This window comes from Rhodococcus sp. C-2 (assembly GCF_027854095.1).
GTDB lineage: Bacteria > Actinomycetota > Actinomycetes > Mycobacteriales > Mycobacteriaceae > Rhodococcus_F > Rhodococcus_F qingshengii.
On record NZ_JAQGFI010000021.1, the window covers coordinates 1 to 15,955 of the forward strand.

Annotated in this window: 20 protein-coding genes; 3 read left to right on the top strand and 17 right to left on the bottom strand. The window is 61.4% G+C overall.

The features are described from left to right. Positions 1-499: 499 nt before the first annotated feature. The 6 genes from PCS43_RS30860 to PCS43_RS30885 all read right to left on the bottom strand — a co-directional run bounded on the left by PCS43_RS30860 (position 500) and on the right by PCS43_RS30885 (position 4,710). Entirely contained in the window at positions 500-796 is a 297-nt protein-coding gene (locus tag PCS43_RS30860) for a hypothetical protein (RefSeq protein ID WP_166813935.1), read from the bottom strand. Positions 797-1,118: 322 nt separating this feature from the next. Further along, on the bottom strand, positions 1,119-1,286 hold the full coding sequence (locus tag PCS43_RS30865; RefSeq protein WP_156423061.1) for a hypothetical protein: 168 nt from the start codon (positions 1,284-1,286) through the stop codon (positions 1,119-1,121). Further along, positions 1,283-2,182, bottom strand: coding sequence for a hypothetical protein (locus PCS43_RS30870; RefSeq protein WP_270923166.1), 900 nt, complete (start codon positions 2,180-2,182; stop codon positions 1,283-1,285). Before PCS43_RS30870 ends, PCS43_RS30865 begins: the two co-directional genes overlap by 4 nt. Next, a complete protein-coding gene (locus tag PCS43_RS30875) occupies positions 2,182-3,228 on the bottom strand; it encodes a hypothetical protein (protein WP_270923167.1) in 1,047 nt (348 codons plus the stop codon). The genes PCS43_RS30870 and PCS43_RS30875 overlap by 1 nt, the downstream gene beginning before the upstream one ends. A 1-nt stretch (position 3,229) precedes the next feature. After that, complete coding sequence (locus tag PCS43_RS30880; RefSeq protein ID WP_228233105.1) at positions 3,230-4,171, bottom strand: alpha/beta fold hydrolase; 942 nt, start codon at positions 4,169-4,171, stop codon at positions 3,230-3,232. Then, entirely contained in the window at positions 4,168-4,710 is a 543-nt protein-coding gene (locus tag PCS43_RS30885) for a hypothetical protein (RefSeq protein WP_270923168.1), read from the bottom strand. The genes PCS43_RS30880 and PCS43_RS30885 overlap by 4 nt, the downstream gene beginning before the upstream one ends. A gap of 210 nt (positions 4,711-4,920) precedes the next feature. On the opposite strand from PCS43_RS30885, the gene PCS43_RS30890 reads away from it, so the two are divergent. After that, the gene (locus tag PCS43_RS30890; RefSeq protein ID WP_270923169.1) at positions 4,921-6,006 is read left to right on the top strand and encodes a hypothetical protein; all 1,086 of its coding nucleotides are present in this window, start codon (positions 4,921-4,923) and stop codon (positions 6,004-6,006) included. A 71-nt stretch (positions 6,007-6,077) separates the two neighbouring features. After that, complete coding sequence (locus PCS43_RS30895; protein WP_266104741.1) at positions 6,078-6,203, top strand: hypothetical protein; 126 nt, start codon at positions 6,078-6,080, stop codon at positions 6,201-6,203. A gap of 88 nt (positions 6,204-6,291) precedes the next feature. On the opposite strand, the gene PCS43_RS30900 is transcribed toward PCS43_RS30895, so the two are convergent. From PCS43_RS30900 to PCS43_RS30910, 3 genes are all read right to left on the bottom strand, one after another. Beyond that, positions 6,292-6,816: a hypothetical protein gene (locus tag PCS43_RS30900; RefSeq protein ID WP_270923170.1), complete on the bottom strand. Its 525-nt coding sequence runs from the start codon at positions 6,814-6,816 to the stop codon at positions 6,292-6,294. 454 nt (positions 6,817-7,270) lie between these two features. Further along, positions 7,271-8,056, bottom strand: a complete 786-nt coding sequence (locus PCS43_RS30905) for a hypothetical protein (protein ID WP_270923171.1) — start codon at positions 8,054-8,056, stop codon at positions 7,271-7,273. Between the two features lie 40 nt (positions 8,057-8,096). Beyond that, positions 8,097-8,996 (bottom strand): hypothetical protein, encoded by a 900-nt coding sequence (locus tag PCS43_RS30910; RefSeq protein ID WP_270923172.1) that lies wholly within the window; start codon positions 8,994-8,996, stop codon positions 8,097-8,099. 267 nt (positions 8,997-9,263) lie between these two features. On the opposite strand from PCS43_RS30910, the gene PCS43_RS30915 reads away from it, so the two are divergent. After that, complete coding sequence (locus PCS43_RS30915) at positions 9,264-9,869, top strand: hypothetical protein (protein ID WP_011331673.1); 606 nt, start codon at positions 9,264-9,266, stop codon at positions 9,867-9,869. Between the two features lie 31 nt (positions 9,870-9,900). On the opposite strand, the gene PCS43_RS30920 is transcribed toward PCS43_RS30915, so the two are convergent. The 8 genes from PCS43_RS30920 to PCS43_RS30955 all read right to left on the bottom strand — a co-directional run bounded on the left by PCS43_RS30920 (position 9,901) and on the right by PCS43_RS30955 (position 15,946). Continuing rightward, positions 9,901-10,203, bottom strand: coding sequence for a hypothetical protein (locus tag PCS43_RS30920; RefSeq protein WP_054827418.1), 303 nt, complete (start codon positions 10,201-10,203; stop codon positions 9,901-9,903). Continuing rightward, positions 10,204-10,956 carry a hypothetical protein gene (locus PCS43_RS30925; RefSeq protein WP_270923173.1) on the bottom strand — a complete coding sequence of 251 codons (753 nt, stop codon included), beginning with the start codon at positions 10,954-10,956 and terminating at the stop codon, positions 10,204-10,206. It abuts the gene before it with no gap. 134 nt (positions 10,957-11,090) lie between these two features. Next, positions 11,091-11,828 carry a hypothetical protein gene (locus tag PCS43_RS30930; protein WP_225320442.1) on the bottom strand — a complete coding sequence of 246 codons (738 nt, stop codon included), beginning with the start codon at positions 11,826-11,828 and terminating at the stop codon, positions 11,091-11,093. A gap of 135 nt (positions 11,829-11,963) precedes the next feature. Then, entirely contained in the window at positions 11,964-12,794 is an 831-nt protein-coding gene (locus tag PCS43_RS30935; RefSeq protein WP_270923174.1) for a CPBP family intramembrane glutamic endopeptidase, read from the bottom strand. Between the two features lie 247 nt (positions 12,795-13,041). Next, a complete protein-coding gene (locus PCS43_RS30940) occupies positions 13,042-13,758 on the bottom strand; it encodes a hypothetical protein (protein WP_270923175.1) in 717 nt (238 codons plus the stop codon). Positions 13,759-13,938: 180 nt separating this feature from the next. Next, positions 13,939-14,289 (bottom strand): hypothetical protein, encoded by a 351-nt coding sequence (locus PCS43_RS30945; protein ID WP_058037088.1) that lies wholly within the window; start codon positions 14,287-14,289, stop codon positions 13,939-13,941. An 89-nt stretch (positions 14,290-14,378) separates the two neighbouring features. Next, positions 14,379-15,170, bottom strand: a complete 792-nt coding sequence (locus PCS43_RS30950; RefSeq protein WP_156423062.1) for a hypothetical protein — start codon at positions 15,168-15,170, stop codon at positions 14,379-14,381. Between the two features lie 149 nt (positions 15,171-15,319). After that, positions 15,320-15,946: a hypothetical protein gene (locus PCS43_RS30955; RefSeq protein WP_228233091.1), complete on the bottom strand. Its 627-nt coding sequence runs from the start codon at positions 15,944-15,946 to the stop codon at positions 15,320-15,322. Positions 15,947-15,955 lie beyond the last annotated feature (9 nt).

The window sequence follows — 15,955 nt, forward strand, 5'->3', positions numbered from 1 at the left end:
CACCGACCTCCCGGAAGCGATCAGCTCCCGGAAGAACACCTCGACGGACTCCACTCGTTCATCGTCGCTGCCCTGCAGGATATAAGGCTCCGACGTGTGGCCGGTCGCTGTCAACCGACCCACTCGGGCCACCACAAGCCCCGACAGATCTCTCGGACTTTCGCCTTCGCTCATGTCCGCAAGCTACCGACCCACATCGACCCCACCCCTTCAGACCTGCACCGTTCGGCATTTAGTTCAGTCAACGGGGCTTCGCCTGTGCCGCAGCCTCTTTCGTAACCAGGGATGTTCGGCAACTTGTCGACGACAGTCACCGATCCGAGCAATTCGTCGAGGTGAGGCGTCGACTCGTCGGCCACTTTTGCGACCACGAGAGGTGCAGCAGGTGCACTCGTCTCGATTCCCGTCCAGGGGCCTCCCTGGGCAACCGCTGCACACCCCGAGACCGCGGTCATAAGAAGCCCCGCTGCGGCAACACACGTGGCGACCTTGCGCCTCATCACGGGTTCTTCGTTTCCGCTGACGGCCACATCAATTCGGCGGCGTTAGGTGCGACGGACGAAAGGCTGACTCTGCGGGCGAAATTGGAGGCCACCTCGCTCGGATCCGCAGCAGGAGCAAACGCGGGGTGTTCGTCGAGCATCACGATCAGTCGACCGCTGTCTTCGTCACCTTGGGATTCGGAGCTGTCCTGCTGTTCCTTTTCGGCCGCGTTTCGTGCTGCGGCGGCAGCTTCCCTGGCTCGTGCGGCGAGCGTGGCGACAGTTGTATCGGGGGGTTCGATCGGCGTGGTCATGGTTCTCCCTTTCCTGGCGAGCCGATGCGGTGCGTCCGGCATCGCCGCACGCTAACTCCGGACCTGGACTGGTTGACGCCGTGCACGCACCTCCGTACAGAACCTGCAGCTCAGGTTCCTTTCATTCGCCGTCAGCCGGGGAAATTCAGCCGGTATCCGGGTGCACAAGTTTCAAGAGGCGGCCCCGATTCGGTACAGGCGAATGGCAGGACCGGCCGAGTTGGTCCACCGTGTGGGGTAGTGTCGGCGGCACTGAGAATGCACCGGGTGAGTCGGGGGCACACCATGTGGTGGCCTCCGACTTTTCTTTTGTGTGCGTCCTTCAGTTCTCTTGCGCGCCGATATCGCGGACTGCGTCACCGGCTGTGTCGGGACCAGCTTCTTCCGCTCGGCGGGTGTCTACGACTCGGAACTGTGCCGGGATCCCGAGAATGTCAGGATGAAATGTCAGGTCCGGCCGGCGACGGCGCGACGTCTGGTCTTTGCTCATCGTTGTTCTCCTTCGGGTCTGTGGTCAGTCAGTTGCACGATCAGGCGTTCGCCAGGTTGTTGTCCAGGTCGCTCGTACGGCGCGAAATGTGCACCCACCACATCCAATTGGATTCCTCTCGGAAGCAAATGATGCGAGTTGTTCATCCGTGAAGACTGCCCGTAGTACATTCCCCGTTCTGTCGAGATCTCGAAGACGACATCAGTCGGGCGAGTGGTGGAATCGAGCTCGTGTAAGGAGTGCGTCGCCGCAGTGAACCGGTCGAAGGACAGCACCGTGCCGGGTTGAAGCGTGGCAGGCAAGTCCGCCGGGTTGACCACAGCATTGGGAACGCTGACGGATGTGTAGACGAGATGTCCGCGGCCGGATTCACGTTCGTACCGTTGAATGGCGCGGTCGACACGTTGCACCTGCTTACGCCTGTTGTCGTCGAGTTCAACGGCATCGCCGGCAACCGCAGAAAGCGCGTTGTTCGTTTCCTTCCAAGCGTTCGGATCCGACGTCAATGCCGACAGGGCGTTGTACTGCGCCTGCGGCATCGAATCGAGCACCTGCCGTTTGGTGGCAGAGCGTGCGTTTTTCTGCCGCGCAGACAACGAGCGACGCAGTTCGATCGCGGCCGGCAGTTCTCGGCGCAACCTTTGGTTCTCGATCGGTGCCGGCGTCGGGCGTGGATAGGCCCGGTTGAGGTCTCGACTTGCGCGGGTGAGGCCGGGCAAGTTCTCTGTCGCATGGTCGAGTTCGCGTGCTCCGCTGCGAATGTCGGCACGAGTGCTGTAGGCGTGTTCCGAGATCAAGGCACCTTCTTTGCGGGTGGCGATGTCGCTCTCTCCCCGATCTGGGTCGAAGACGCCGTTACCGCGGTCCGGGCTGATCCTGTCGTGACTTCTCCCCATCAGTCCCGCTCCTCGAATTCGTAGAGCTCTCCGCGTAGCTCCGCCAACGCGGACTCTCGTGCGCGCCGAAGGTCTGTGAGGTCGGTCGCCAACTGGTCTATCGCCGAAGCCGCCACATCATCGCCGGCCGAGTTGACCAGAAGGCCCTCGATGGCCCGGTCCCCGTCGTGAATCCTGTCGAGAGATTCACCGGCAGTGATCGATTCCTGCAGCTCGAGCAGATGACGACGATAGCTCCACAGCGCAGCTACACGTGTGAGCAGCGAACGCTCGACCCGCTCGAGCCACCGGCTGCTCACCAGGTGAGCTTCCCTCGCTGCGAGGGCTTGCGGACTGCTACCCGCCGCCGGGGCTCCCAAAGTTGCTCGCACTGTGGCGAGTTCACCGGCATGCGCGAGAATTTCGGCCAGTTGCTCGTCGAGATTCAGGCGTATGCGACCTATGTCGAGATCCTCACTGGCCCATACAGGGACGGTGCGGATCTCGTCGACGAGTGCCGATGCCGCCAACGCCAACCGCAGCTCGACATGCGCTCCGCCCGCTGAGATCAACGTCTGCAGAGCTGTCACAGCGACGCCGATCTCGGTTTTGTCCTCCGCGCTCAGGCGGAGTGGATCGCGCCGGGTCCACCACCACAACCCCACCGCCTCTATCCCTGCGGCGAGACCAATGCAGACAAGTAGTGCGACGAATGGGTTCGCCGGCGAAGTCACGCCGGCAAGAACCGGGACAAGTCCGATCAGAACCGGCGCGAGAAGAGCGAGCGGAATCTTCACCTCCTCACCGCCGGCGGTGCGACCGGTATGTACCGTCGTGCGCCACACATCGCGCCGCGGGTAGTAGTCGAGCGACGAATTTCCTTCCCATCCAGGCTCGTCAGCACTCCACGTCTGCTCACGCCTGAGCCCGACGATCTCCGCCACGCGCTCGCTGAGCATCTGCTCCCACAACCGGTCGAGCGCGCACAAGAATTCTTCGCTCTCCGGGTCCACGTCGATGTCGGCGATCATGGACCGCACTGCGGTTGCTGCACTGTCTACGCTCACGTCACGCTCCGACCAGATCCGTTGTAGGTGAATGCTCCCGGTGATAGGTCTGCGCACGGACAAGCAGCCGATCGAGCGCTTCGCCGACGACCTGCGGTTGCTCCAGACCCACCATGTGCCGGCCACCGGCGACGGCAACGAGTTCGGCATTCGGCACAAGCGCAGCCAGCTGCTGTGAATGCAGGATCGGAGTGACCCGATCTCTGGTTCCGCACATGATCGATACCGGGATGCGCCCCAGCGCTCCCACCGCGGCAGACGCGTCGTAGAGACGCAGGTCCCGCAAGAATGCCGCCACCGTCGCAATCGGTGTCGCGTGGACCATCTCGTACGACGTCGCGGCGGCTCGGAGGCCCGAGCTCGGAGCCCTGGGACAGGTCGCGCCGATGACGGGCGTCAGCAGCCGCCGCGAGAGACTCCAGCTGCGCCCGACCAATCTCGGTGCATGCGCGCACGCACCGCCGAGCAGTGAGACTGCCGGGGTATTCAACGCGCGCCCGATGCCGGCGCCCGCGACGTTACTCAAGGCGGTCGAGATCAACCCCACGCCGACCACACGAGATGCCGAGTCGGCGTGTTGTGCGAGGTACGACAACACCGCCATACCGCCCATCGAATGACCTACGAGGACAACGGGTCCGGTGGGCGCTACCACCCGAATGATTTCCTCGACGTCTCGCCCGAGCTGGCTGATCGTGTAAGTGCCGGCGTCCGCACCCCCTGAGCCACCGTGACCTCGGTGATCGAAGAACACCAACCTCGCCCGCTCACCCCACTGCCTACTCACAGAGCGTTGCTGAGGCGCCCAAGCACCGGCGTGTAGGCAGAAGCCGTGGACGAAGATCACCGTCAGCGGCGCCGTTCGGGATCCGACCTCGCGGACCGCGAGTCTGGTTCCGTCCGCGACAACCAGCGTGTGCGAGCGGCCCTCCTCGCCGTTCACAGCGGCCCTCCCAGAGTCCTGGTGAACGGCCGGAAGCCGGGGCTCTCGCCGCTGTCTCGCAATGTGCGGCATCCCGGATGTTCCCACGTCGTCGGAGTATTCGGCTCCCCCACCTCGAAGCCCAACTCGCGCCAGAACTGCACCCGTTCCGGAAGGTCCTCCGTCGAGCCGTACAAGCGACCGTTGCCTGCCATGTCGTCGGTGAGCTCGGCGATCAACCGCTCGATCAGCGCTGCCCTGACTATGGCCGCGTCGGGAACATCCGGGTTGACGACGAGAGCGTCGACGATGCGGGTTTGTGCAGCAAGCCGCTCACAACCCTCCGGAGACCAACCTGCTTCACGCGCGGTCCGAACCACCCCATGAGGCGCTGATGCCAGCGCGTACCCGAGCTGCCGGTATTCCGACGATGCGACAATGCCCACCGTTCCTGCTCCCCCAAGTCCCGCGGGAACGTCGGTGCCCGGCGACCAGTGCCGGTGGAGCCGGCGCATCTTCTTCGCTTCCGTCGGATGAATACGAACAATCTCGACTGTCATCAGGCTCACTCCTCGTCGTCCAAACGGCATGTGGGAGGACCATAGGTTCGGACCTGGACAGGACAGCGCCAACCACCGCGCTGTCCCCTTCCGAACCGTCCTTCTTTCAAGCCCGGCCTAGTGGGAAAGCGCGCTCGACGGGTTTGCTGTCGAAAGGAATCGGTCCGAGATGGCGGATCCCTCGGTCGGGGCCGTCGGTGATCAGCTCTAATGAACCGCGTGACTGTCATCATTTTCGCCCGTGCAACCAACGGCTATGTTCTCGCCTCGGACGGCCGCACCTGCAAACCAGGTATCCCTGCCCACATCTTGAACGATGACGCGAAGAAGATTCGCACCTACCACCTGGGGGCGGGCGGTTTTGTTACCGCGTCGAGCGGAAGGGCCACCATCGGTGGCACGTCGATCGCCGATGTCGAAAGATCGATTTTCGACGAACATCACTCGTCAGGCAGCCAGGGATTCGGCCCCACCGAGTTCGCTCAGTCCATCGCCGATGTCATTGAGAAACACAACAGCACGCAAAAATGTGTTTGCAGCACAAACACGGGAATCGACGGCGGCCGGGCATGCGTCATGCTGCCCGAGTGCGCCATCTGTGGACCAGAATCCGACTGTGAACACTACGAGTGGTACCTGCAAGACGACGAAGGAAATGGTTGCCCGTGCGCACCTTTCGATCAGGCGCCAGCGTCCACACCTTCGAAGTACCCGACAGGGTGCCGCTGCCGACCACGGGAGGAAGTTCCGCTCAGTTGGATATGCGTGCCATTCGGTCCGGACGCCGGCGACGCCGTTACCTCCACTATTTCAGCGCAATACCACCCCGTCCCCACTACTGGTCAGATCAAAGTGGACCTACTGCTGCAGGGTGAGCTCGAGCGCCCCACACGTGTAGACACTGACACCATCACGAAAGCCGACGCGGATGCTCGACTTCCCCTGACCGACATCGAAAAAACGGCTGGGACCGTGATTGAACTGCTCGACTGCGCATACACAGAAGCACCTGACAACGTCGTAGTGAGACAGCTCGAGGAAGCCGCTTGGCAAGTCACCACATCGAAAGACACAACCATTCGCGAAGTGGCGGACACTATTCGCAAACAGATTGGCTCGGACGAGGCAGATCTGTTGGCCGGAGCGGCTGGCATAGGTGGCACCGCCTGTGTCATGGTCATCGAGAACGGCAAAAACCCGGAAAGGCTTCCAACGGAAGACAATTACGGGCTTCCTGTCACCGTGTGCCCGAGCCACCCCCACGTGGTCCCATGCCCGTCCGACTTACAGCCGTAAGAACGCACGAACGGCGGACTATAACGAGCGGCGACTACGTCTGAATCAAACCGAGAGGCACTTCGGTTTTCGTGATCGCCGACATCGACGAAACCGGAGCGAAAGCGACTATCGAATCTGTCATGGACTCCCCCGGCAGATACTCATTCCCCACCGCGCTCGCCGACCTCGTGGATGTAGACAGCGGCAACGACTGAGAAGCACTAGCTGGACCGATCTACTCTCAAATTCTTCCGTGTCCCCCGGGTTATTCGGCGATTTGAGCTCCGCCAAATCGGTTCGCAGTCAGTGTTGCAACGCCCGTTGATCCAACTGCGCCAGCGTGTTGCTGAACGTATACGGCAACGACGCCTTTGCTTCGATGATCTTTCCGAACGTGTCCCAGTGCGGTCGCGCAATGCCTTCCTCGTCAGCGATAGCCCAGTGGAGGCCAAGCGAACCCGTAAACTCGGACATCGCCAAGTGCGCATCCTCCAGCCCCAATATCTGCAGTTTCAACGTCGCAGAAACACATGCGTAGTAGCGCCTGTCGCGGTCACGGTAGGCATCAGAGTCCCGCTCCATGATCGGGTTATTACTCGACACCAACTCATCAGCCCGGTTCATCGCCTCAAGCGCAGACAAGAGAGCTTCGGTCACCTGCTGTCGATGCTGGACTGCACGATCCTCACCAAGCGTGGCCTCATGCAACGCTCTGTCGGATCGGGCCTTCACAAGGATTCCCAAGAACGCGATGCTCGCCGCCCCCAATGCGATCCCCGCCGCGATGATCGTTGCCTGCCCCTGCGTCAAACCTTCTCCGAGCGCCATGATCAACACGCTGCTATTCACCCTTCAAAGAGTCTGTTGCGGGACCTATTCAACGAATCGAGGAACAGGGATGTCACGTCCCACTAACGGCCACGCGCCTTCAGCGGTCCGGCCTAGCGGAATCTCGGTGCTGACGATATCGGCTACCGAGTAGGCGATACGCCCACATCGTCGGCACTGGCCGGGCAACTGCTGAAATCGGATCATGGCCCAATGTTCGTCGCAGAGTAAGTAGTCCACGGGGGCGTTGCCATGACAACAGTCTTTGACGACCGCGGCCCACCTCGCTGCGCGCACGAACCCGACAGGGTCACCGGCGAAGTACTGCGGATGCTCCGCGCAGAACTCACACGGAAGTTCGGTGTGAACGATGCCTGACTTCACGTCCCTAGCTCTGTCGTCCATCCTGTTCCTCTCCTCCACTTTCCCGTTCGATACGTCGCTGGACGATTTACTACCGCCGGATGCTTCTGACTCGATCGAGATGCCAGCTGGCTCGCTCGGAAAGGTGACACACCGTTGCGTGTTCGAGGACGTGCGGGCTAGGCAACGCATCCCGCCCAGTCTTGGTCAGTCTGGCTGCGTACTGATCGAAGAACTCGACCAACGCACGGGCACGCACCACCGGCATCCGACGCCCGATCGGGCCCGACGACTTGTCCGCCAAGCGTTCGAAGTGCTCGACCAGCCCGCGAATGTCCCGATCAGGGACAGGGACGTCGAGAAGTGCACCGAATCTGCCGACCTCACGCTCATTCTCGGCGGCCACTACTGGAGGTTCCTCGCCGCGGTGAGCCTGTCGTACCAACTCCGTCAGCGCCTTCACCCCCTCCGGGGAGGTAGGCATTCCGTGAACCCTGACAGTGATGCCGGTGGCTGCTTGAACAGCATGGAATTCGTCGAGCGCTGACAGCCTTTCGTCATCACGCCCTGGAGTGTCTTCCGCATCGAGATCCGCCGCCAGTCGTGCAGCGCAACTGTGCGCGGTCATTACGTAGAACTGTCCCAAACTCGCCGACTCGAGAGCGTTACTACCGCGGGCCTCACGAGTATCGACGTGCTCCTCCAACTCGCGAATCAAGGTGGCCACCACATGCAGACGCCGCACACCGGCCGATCCCGGTGCATCCGATGCCGGCAGAGTGCGTTCGGCGACCTTGTGAACGTGGTCGAGGAACTCATCCACCAGTTCCACCCGGTTCGGTGATTGGAAACGATTCCGCCGGCGGCGCCACCTCATGTCCAGTTCCTCTCATCGGTACGGATCCGTTTGCTCGGGTTCACAGCAGCCACCAGCCCGCAGGCAACGCGACAGCGAGCGCGGTTCCGACAACGAGGTACGGAGCGAACCCGAACTCCACACCCCGGACCTTTCTGCCTCCGAACACCTTGGTGACCGCCACCCCTACTACCGCCAGAATATTCGGCAGCAGCACTGCCGAAGCCACGTTCATCCAACCGACCCATCCGACAGCTGCAGTGAGAATGAAGCTCAACCTCACATCCGCCAAACCGGGGTGACCGCGAGTAATGATCGCGAACACCAGGTAACTGGCGAGTATCGCGGCCCCGGCCACCACAGCACGAAGACCCGCGGCAGGGTCCTGATCGACCACCACTGCCATCGCGCCGAGCAACAGACCCGCCGCGGTGACTGCACGAATCAGCGGCAAGGGGAACCGCAAGGTGAAGTGGTCAATCCACGCGGCCCAGACAGACAAAGCCGCCACCGTGAGCCATGCCGGCAAGATCGCGTCGCCGCCGGCGATCATCACGGCCCCGAACCACAATCCTGCTGTTGCTACTGCCGGGCCGATCGAGCGACTGGTCGGCGTCACGGGAATCTGCACGAGTGCACACAAACTTTCCATCATCGGACGCACCGCCACGCTCACCGCCGCCCCAGCCAGAGCAGCGAACGACGCGACCGACCACAGGCCAGCCTGCTCGTGACGACCGAACGCCCAGCGAGCAGCGATCCACACCGCCACACTCACAGCAATGACACCCAGGATCGGCAGATACGTCGAGAGAGGGGGTTTCCGCCTTCCTGCGTCGGCGGCGGTGACAAGCCCCGGTCGCTGACCACGGCCAGGCGTTGTGGACTCGACTTCCTCAGCGGAGAGAGAAGTCGAAGCACCGTCGGCAGTATTTCCCGACTCCACATTCGATTCGGCCATCTCGGAAAGCTCCTTCAGCGCGTCCATCACCCGTGGTCACAGGCAGAACCCGACCCTAACCGCTCTACCGGACAGCGCGGGCTTCCGAACTCATCGTTTGGCCGCTGGGGCGTGCGCTGTCCATGCCATGGACTATCACTGACCGCACATCTCAGATGCCTGAAAATCCGCTCGTGCTGCTCTCGAACGACGATGTTCCCGCATCGTGACCGGACTCGCCGCCACCAAAACCACTCGAAAACTCACCAGTAGAGGCAACATCACCCTATGAACGCCCCAATCGGAAAAGCTGACCGCCGCCGCGCACGACTCCACCCGGCACGTTCCTCCCGTCCAGCATTGATCGTTCACACCTTCAGCGAATACACCCACCACATCCGCGGCGGCGCCAAACGACTGATCATCGACGCCGACCCTGACCTGTGGTTCGACCTCGGGCATGTCCCGCACGGAGTCGACGTGAAGATCATCGGTCAATCGTGTGCCGGAATCAGCGGAGGATCCATCGCTGCCGCCGGTCGATGCTTCCTACAGGCCTGCCACCGCGCCCGTGTCACCGCCTACGAATTCGCGCACGTCGAAGCATTCGATGGCGTCACCATCGAAGCGCGCGGGAAAAGCCACATTGTCGGTACCGATCACGCCAAGATTCGCGCCGAAGATCAGGCTGTCGTTTTCGCCCACTCCCAGTGCCACGTCCAAGCGGCCGGCCATACTCTCGTCGCAGCGACAGACACTTCCTCTGTCTCCGTGAACGGCGACGCACACGTCCGCGCCAGCGCCGGAGTGCACATCATCGGAGTTCCTCAGCCGAGGAACCTGAGCATCGAGCCGCGCCCGATCAGTCGACTGGCCAACCAGCTCAACATGTAAGGCCCCGCAAGCGGCAGTTAATCGCAGAGCCTCAGCCAGCCGACGACCGATACACCGTGAGATCAATCGACTCCTGATCGCGGAAACTCGACTCCAACAATTCCACCGCCGGCACAATCACTTCACTCTCGATCTTCCACACCACCGACGTCGTCCACCCCACCAACCCGCCAGGCCCGGGCGTCGCTTCACCGAACAAACCTTCCAAGGCGTCCCGCCGGTAACCGAAGGTATCCACCAGGTCATCAGCGGTGTACCAGTACTGCCGCAACGGATCCGGGTCATCGGCGTGCAGAGCGCTGCCTTCGCTGATTCGAAATGGTTCGGTACTCATCTACATGCCCTCTCTGTGGTGCGGTCCGCCCTGCGCCGTCTTCACGTCGACAATCCGCACGTGTGCATAATCCGGGTTCTCCACAACGTATTTCGAACGCTCGATGCGCCAACGAGCGACAAGCATCTCCAGCTCCTGAACCTCCCGTGGGTCCTCGAGATACTCACACGCGAAGTCGAGCCACGGCACATAATGCCGCAGGCTTTGACCGATCCGTCCGGACTGGCCACCGATCACGCTCTCGAGCACGATCAGTTGTCGCTCGTCCTTCATTCGTCGGCGCAACGCTTTCTGAGTCACTTCGACCAGCGCAGGTTCCGCCGCAGACACCGACTCGCCTACCCCGTCGACGCGGGAGCCCATCTCGTGGCGGTGGTCGACGGCATCGACGAACTCGCGACAGACCGACGCTTGAACCCCTTCCGGGAGCATCGACATAAGCGCAAAGCCTCGTTCCTCAAGGAGCTCGAAGCCGTGTCGATTACCTCGGGCATACCAATAACTCATGACTAGTGACCGCTCCCAAGCCAACGCCAAGCGCCTCTCGAGAAAAGGAAGCGTTCGGGCGGCCGCCACGAATTGAGAATCACACTTTCCAGCGATCTCACGCGCCGACTCCCAGTCCACACTGCCTGTAGGAGAGCTGATCTCACGTACAGCGCGCATTCGACCACGAAGATCCGCAGCAGCAGCGGCGATGTCGACTCTCACCGCGTACTTGTTGGATCGAGAGCGCAAGAACCAGAGGGTCATGCGGCTGAGCCTAATCTCCGCACCTCCGAGCAGGGGTGCAGTAGCATCGTCAGCGGCGCATTGCTGGCGTAGTGTGCTCCGGCTCACCGCATCGATGTCATCGTCGATGCGGTGAGCCACCTTCACCGAATGGCTCAGACGCGAACAGCTCCATCGCCATCCACTCGTTGATCCTGTTGGCGACTCCGCATTCGTTCCGCGTGCCGTTTCTGCCACCGCGCGTGTTTGACCTTGAAGCGCTCGTCGAATTCCTCCCACCGCGGCAAAGCCTCCGCCTTCCTCGCAGAGAGAACATCAACGGGTTCCGGTCCGGATGCAAGCGCAGGAACCACATCGCCGACTTTGAGGCGATCGAAGAGCTCCGAGAACAACCACGCCGGGCAGCCCTCCCCCCGAAGCGCGTCGACTGCGTCTGGTTCGTCGTCGATCCAGGCCACTATCGGGCTCGTCTCTGCGTAGTGGTTTTCCCACCGCCACCAATGCCGACGTTTGACATCAAACGCCCGACGCACAGTTCCGTCCACCCACAAGCTCCGTGATTCGATATGACCGGGCGGCAACGACTTCGCCCGGATCCACCGATCAGAGGTCCGATTGAATTGGTCCAAGCGGGTTGTGCTGTAAGCAATGGTGAAGCCTGCACTGTCGAGCGCCCGAACCAACTTTCCGCCCGCGCGGTTCAGGGAAGCTTCACCGAAATGGGTATGAAACCGCTTCCAATCTCGATCGGCGTATGACGGCGCGGCGATCAACCCCTCGAAATTGTGCATATCCGCAACGACGCCATCGATGTCGACAACGACAGTCGGCCCCGGGCGGGGAGCATCCAGCCACGGTTTCGGACGATCAAGAAAGCTTCGATTCTCCGTCATATCCCCAACGATATGGGCAGACACAGACATTGAGCACGGTCCCGCGACCCACCCGTACGAATCCTCCGATGCATCTAGTTGGCAAAAGGCCCTGTTCACGCACTCGAACAGGGCCTTCTTTGATGCTTCTGGCCTTTAAGGCTCACCGGTCAACACAACTGACCGCGATTGCCGATCGCCCACGTTTACCCCACCCTCAGTGCCCAAACGAGAACCGCGCGACCTCTCGATCTCTGCGATGTAGACAACAGCAAAGCCGACCACTACGACCGCGACGGCCACGACCAACCATCGCTGTCCCATCCAACCCGCCGCCACGCCAAGATTGAAAATACTGTGAGGCACAACTAATCCCAAGAGCGATCGATAACGGTAGTACGCGAAAACAGCAAACCCTCCCCACAACATCGCCCCGACTGCGAACTCCCACCCCTGATATATGTGTAAGGCTCCACGAAGAATCGCTGAAATGCAGATCACCACGATGAGGTTGATCCGGAATCGCAGACCTACCAATACCGCTAGCCCGGCAAAGAAGACCTCTTCCATCAACCCCGCCAGCAGGACCGGCTTCACGACGTCCCAGGAGAACCAGCCACCCTCGACCGAGGGACTGCCAGTTGAGCCCTCACCGACAAATGCCCGAAACGCAATTGCCAGAGCCTGACCGACCGCCCAAATTCCTGCAGCTCCGAGGAACCGCCGACGACGGCCCACACCTGCGAGCCACGGCGCAGATCGATCGACCGGGCCCCAGAATCTGCGAACAACCAAGAACGTGAACCACCCGCACGCCACCGCCACGCTAGTAGCGATAACGTCCTCCGCAATTCCAGGATCGGGCGAAACATCCACTGCCGCCCCCGAAGTTGGATTGAGATACTGGTCGATCGACGTCCAAATTACGTTGGCCCAGAACAACAGCAGGATTGACGCGGGGACACCGATCGGCAGAACCAAATGCATCCGCTCGCTCCACCACGCCCACCAACGGCCCGTCCCCCCATCTGAAGCGCTCTCCTCCTGAATCGAAGTCGGCAGCTGCCTCATCCAAACTCCCCCACCCGCTCGAATTTCACAATATTGACACCCACAACTCAACCAGACTGACGCTCCACAGTTCTACACCGCCACAAGGTAATCCAACACGCAACACAAGCACGCAACTGCAAGCAACGGCGAGACTGCGATGGCCGCTCGGGAGATGAATCAATCAGGGCGGGCTGTAGTCAACTACCCAAGCGCCCTCGGTCCGGCGGAGAGGCACCAGCCAGCGGTGGCGATGATCGCGCACGACCACCTCAGATCCCGGAATTCCCATCACGAGCGGAGTCGAAAATACAGCCGACAACGGAACCAACTCAGCCAACAAAATCCCCTCACCGTCCCTCGCGAAATCCAAGGCAACCTCAAAGTTGGCCGTAAACGACGACAGCGGCTGCGCACTGTAGTCATGAGGTACCCGGCGAGCCGCCAGTTCAGGCCAAACCTCTGGCCGCGGGCTTACCCCGAACTTCCCCAGCCCCCGCCACAACAAAATATAGCGACCCCGAACACCGATCTCGGCGAATTCGCTACGCACCACCATCGGGATCGCAACTGCCAAAGCTGCAGCCAACCGCGTCTCTCCCCGATCGAGCCTCGACAGGCGGTCCCTGTCCAAGGCCAGATACCTGCTTGTGCTGTCAACGGCGCGGTGCAGCGACATCGGCCACGGACGGTCGGGCCACGCATCCCATTCCAGCGACAGCCTGTTGATCGCAGAACCCACCGGATCCCCGAATTCAGACCTGAGCGCATCCTCAAAGGACGTGGAATAGGAAGATTCTGGGTATGGGGTCAACGTCGCCGACAAGTCCGAAATCAGCTCCGGGTCAACCGCATTCACGCAGGCGCGCAATGCCGAGACGTGGACAGTAAAATCAGACACTTGCCTGTAGTCCTCAACCCTGGCTGTATTACGGGACGCCCCACGAGCATGAAACGACCACGCACCCAGATACGAGAGCTTCTGTCTCCCTGTCATATCAGGAGATTGTGTTATGGCCCTGCGTATTTCGCTCAATGACAACGATGTATTCTCGCTCGGATCCCCGGTCAGCACGTGTAGTTACATCCCCTCGACAATGATGTTCGGATAAGCGGCGACGGCCTTGCCTGGCGAGCTGGCCGGTACCAGGTGAGGAAGTTCAGGTTCGTCATCAAGGGACACCGGGCCGTCCCACGGAGCTACCAGTGACGAGTCGTATTCCCAACCGTCACAGGACAGGTCGTCTACCCAGATCGCCGTCAGGGAACAGTCGAAATACTTCTCCGCGAACGCCATGATGGCCGGGAGCCGATTCTGATCAAACCAACCTCCCCTACCGACCTTGATGTCGCATCCGAATGCGCTCGGCCTTATCCTGGCGACGTATTCGCCTGGCGCCGAGCGTAGGACCACGTGATGATAGGTGCCCACCTGTGATTCCCTTCTCGTTCTGCCGACAAAAATGCCCGCGCCACTCGAACTGGACAGTTCAAAATGACGCGGGCATCCATTGGCTGAATTCAGTTCGGTGTGACCAAGACCTGCAATTCGCCTACCCGCCGGTCGTACATCGACGTCAACGGAGTGGGGGCTACGCCGCCCATCGTGCCGCCTGGCCAAGTGGCAGTCCACGTGACCACCCAGTTGCTGGTCGCGCTGACCTTGAAGACGTCTTGCGGCTGTCCGATGGACGATTTTGCGAGACGATGTCCGCATGTGGGCGATGGAGTTCCGCTGGCGGGCGAAAGAGGGCTGGCGTCAACAGCATCGGTATACGGAGTGAACGGCAGCAATGCACCCGGGCACAGTTGCACGTCTCCATCGCCGTGATTAATGAGGACACCGGTGTTGATGGCGTTCGCGGTGACGGTTACAACACCCGAGGTCGCCGCTCTGTTGACCGGACCTGTCGTGGATTCGCGAACATCGTTGGGGCACATGAAAGCCCAGCTCTCCTTACCCACGAGACCGGTACGTTGACCTCCACCTGAGTTCGCAGGTTCAGGTGTCCAGCACATTGGAGGCTTTTCGAGCTGCATTGCGGTGATCGCCATAGACACCGTATTCATGATCTCCGCCATTGAGGGCGGCGTCGGCGGGACCTCGATACCGGGTGCCGCAGGCGGTGCGGGGCATCCCCCAGGTGTGCCGAGGCATGCGCCTTGCAGGATTCCGTTGAGGACCCCAGACGGAGGTGCAGCGGCGGGGCCGGCGCCGCCAGTAGCCGCGCCGCCTCCGCCGCCTCCTGCGTTGCCAGCCGCTCCGCCTGCCGCGGCCCCCGCGCTGGCGCCTGAGCCCGCGGGTGCACTCACGTAGCCGCCGCCCACTGTCACATTCGCACCACCGGGCGAGGACGATACGTCAACTCCACCTCCACCTACGCCTGGCTGCGCCAACGCTGACTGACTCCCCGTGACCAGAACGCCGCAAACCAGTGTCGCAGTGGCGAAAATTCTCATTGCTAGTCGCATGATTGCACCTTCTCAACTGTTTGACTTGTGACGCGCCAGCCATTCGAATCAGGCCACGCGGGGTTCCGAACGGTGATGTTGGTGGACTCGAACTGGCCGCGGTCGGGCTTCATCGCACTTGATCCGTCCGGAAATACGGCATTCCAGCCGGAGATATCAGTGCAGGCCTGAACGTGAACCCAGGCGGCTTCCGCTCGGGGTTTTCCCTGATCATCTACTGGAGCGCTCAGATCCGTCACCGAGGATTTGATGACGGAAATGGCTCCGGTACTGGTGATGCCTTGCGACCGTCGAAGCATGATGTCCCCGACTCGGTCGTTCAAGACTGGGTCGCCAGCCACACCGCTGATCGCATCCACAGAAGCTGTTGGGTCAGCTTCAATGCTTCCGAGGGCAGCATAAAACTCGTTGACCTTGGCGATCGCTTGGCTCCGTGCTTGCTCGTCGGGCGTCTTCGCCTCGGTCTTGCCGTCTGGACCATCGAAAGCGGGGTTTCCGGTCGCAGTGAGAGTGACGTTCGGCTCGTCGGAATTGCTGGAACAAGCTGCGACGCCGGCTAGTAGGGCAACAGCTGTGACTGCTGCTGCTGTGGTTCGTCGAATTCTGTTGTGGGCCATGTTGTTGTC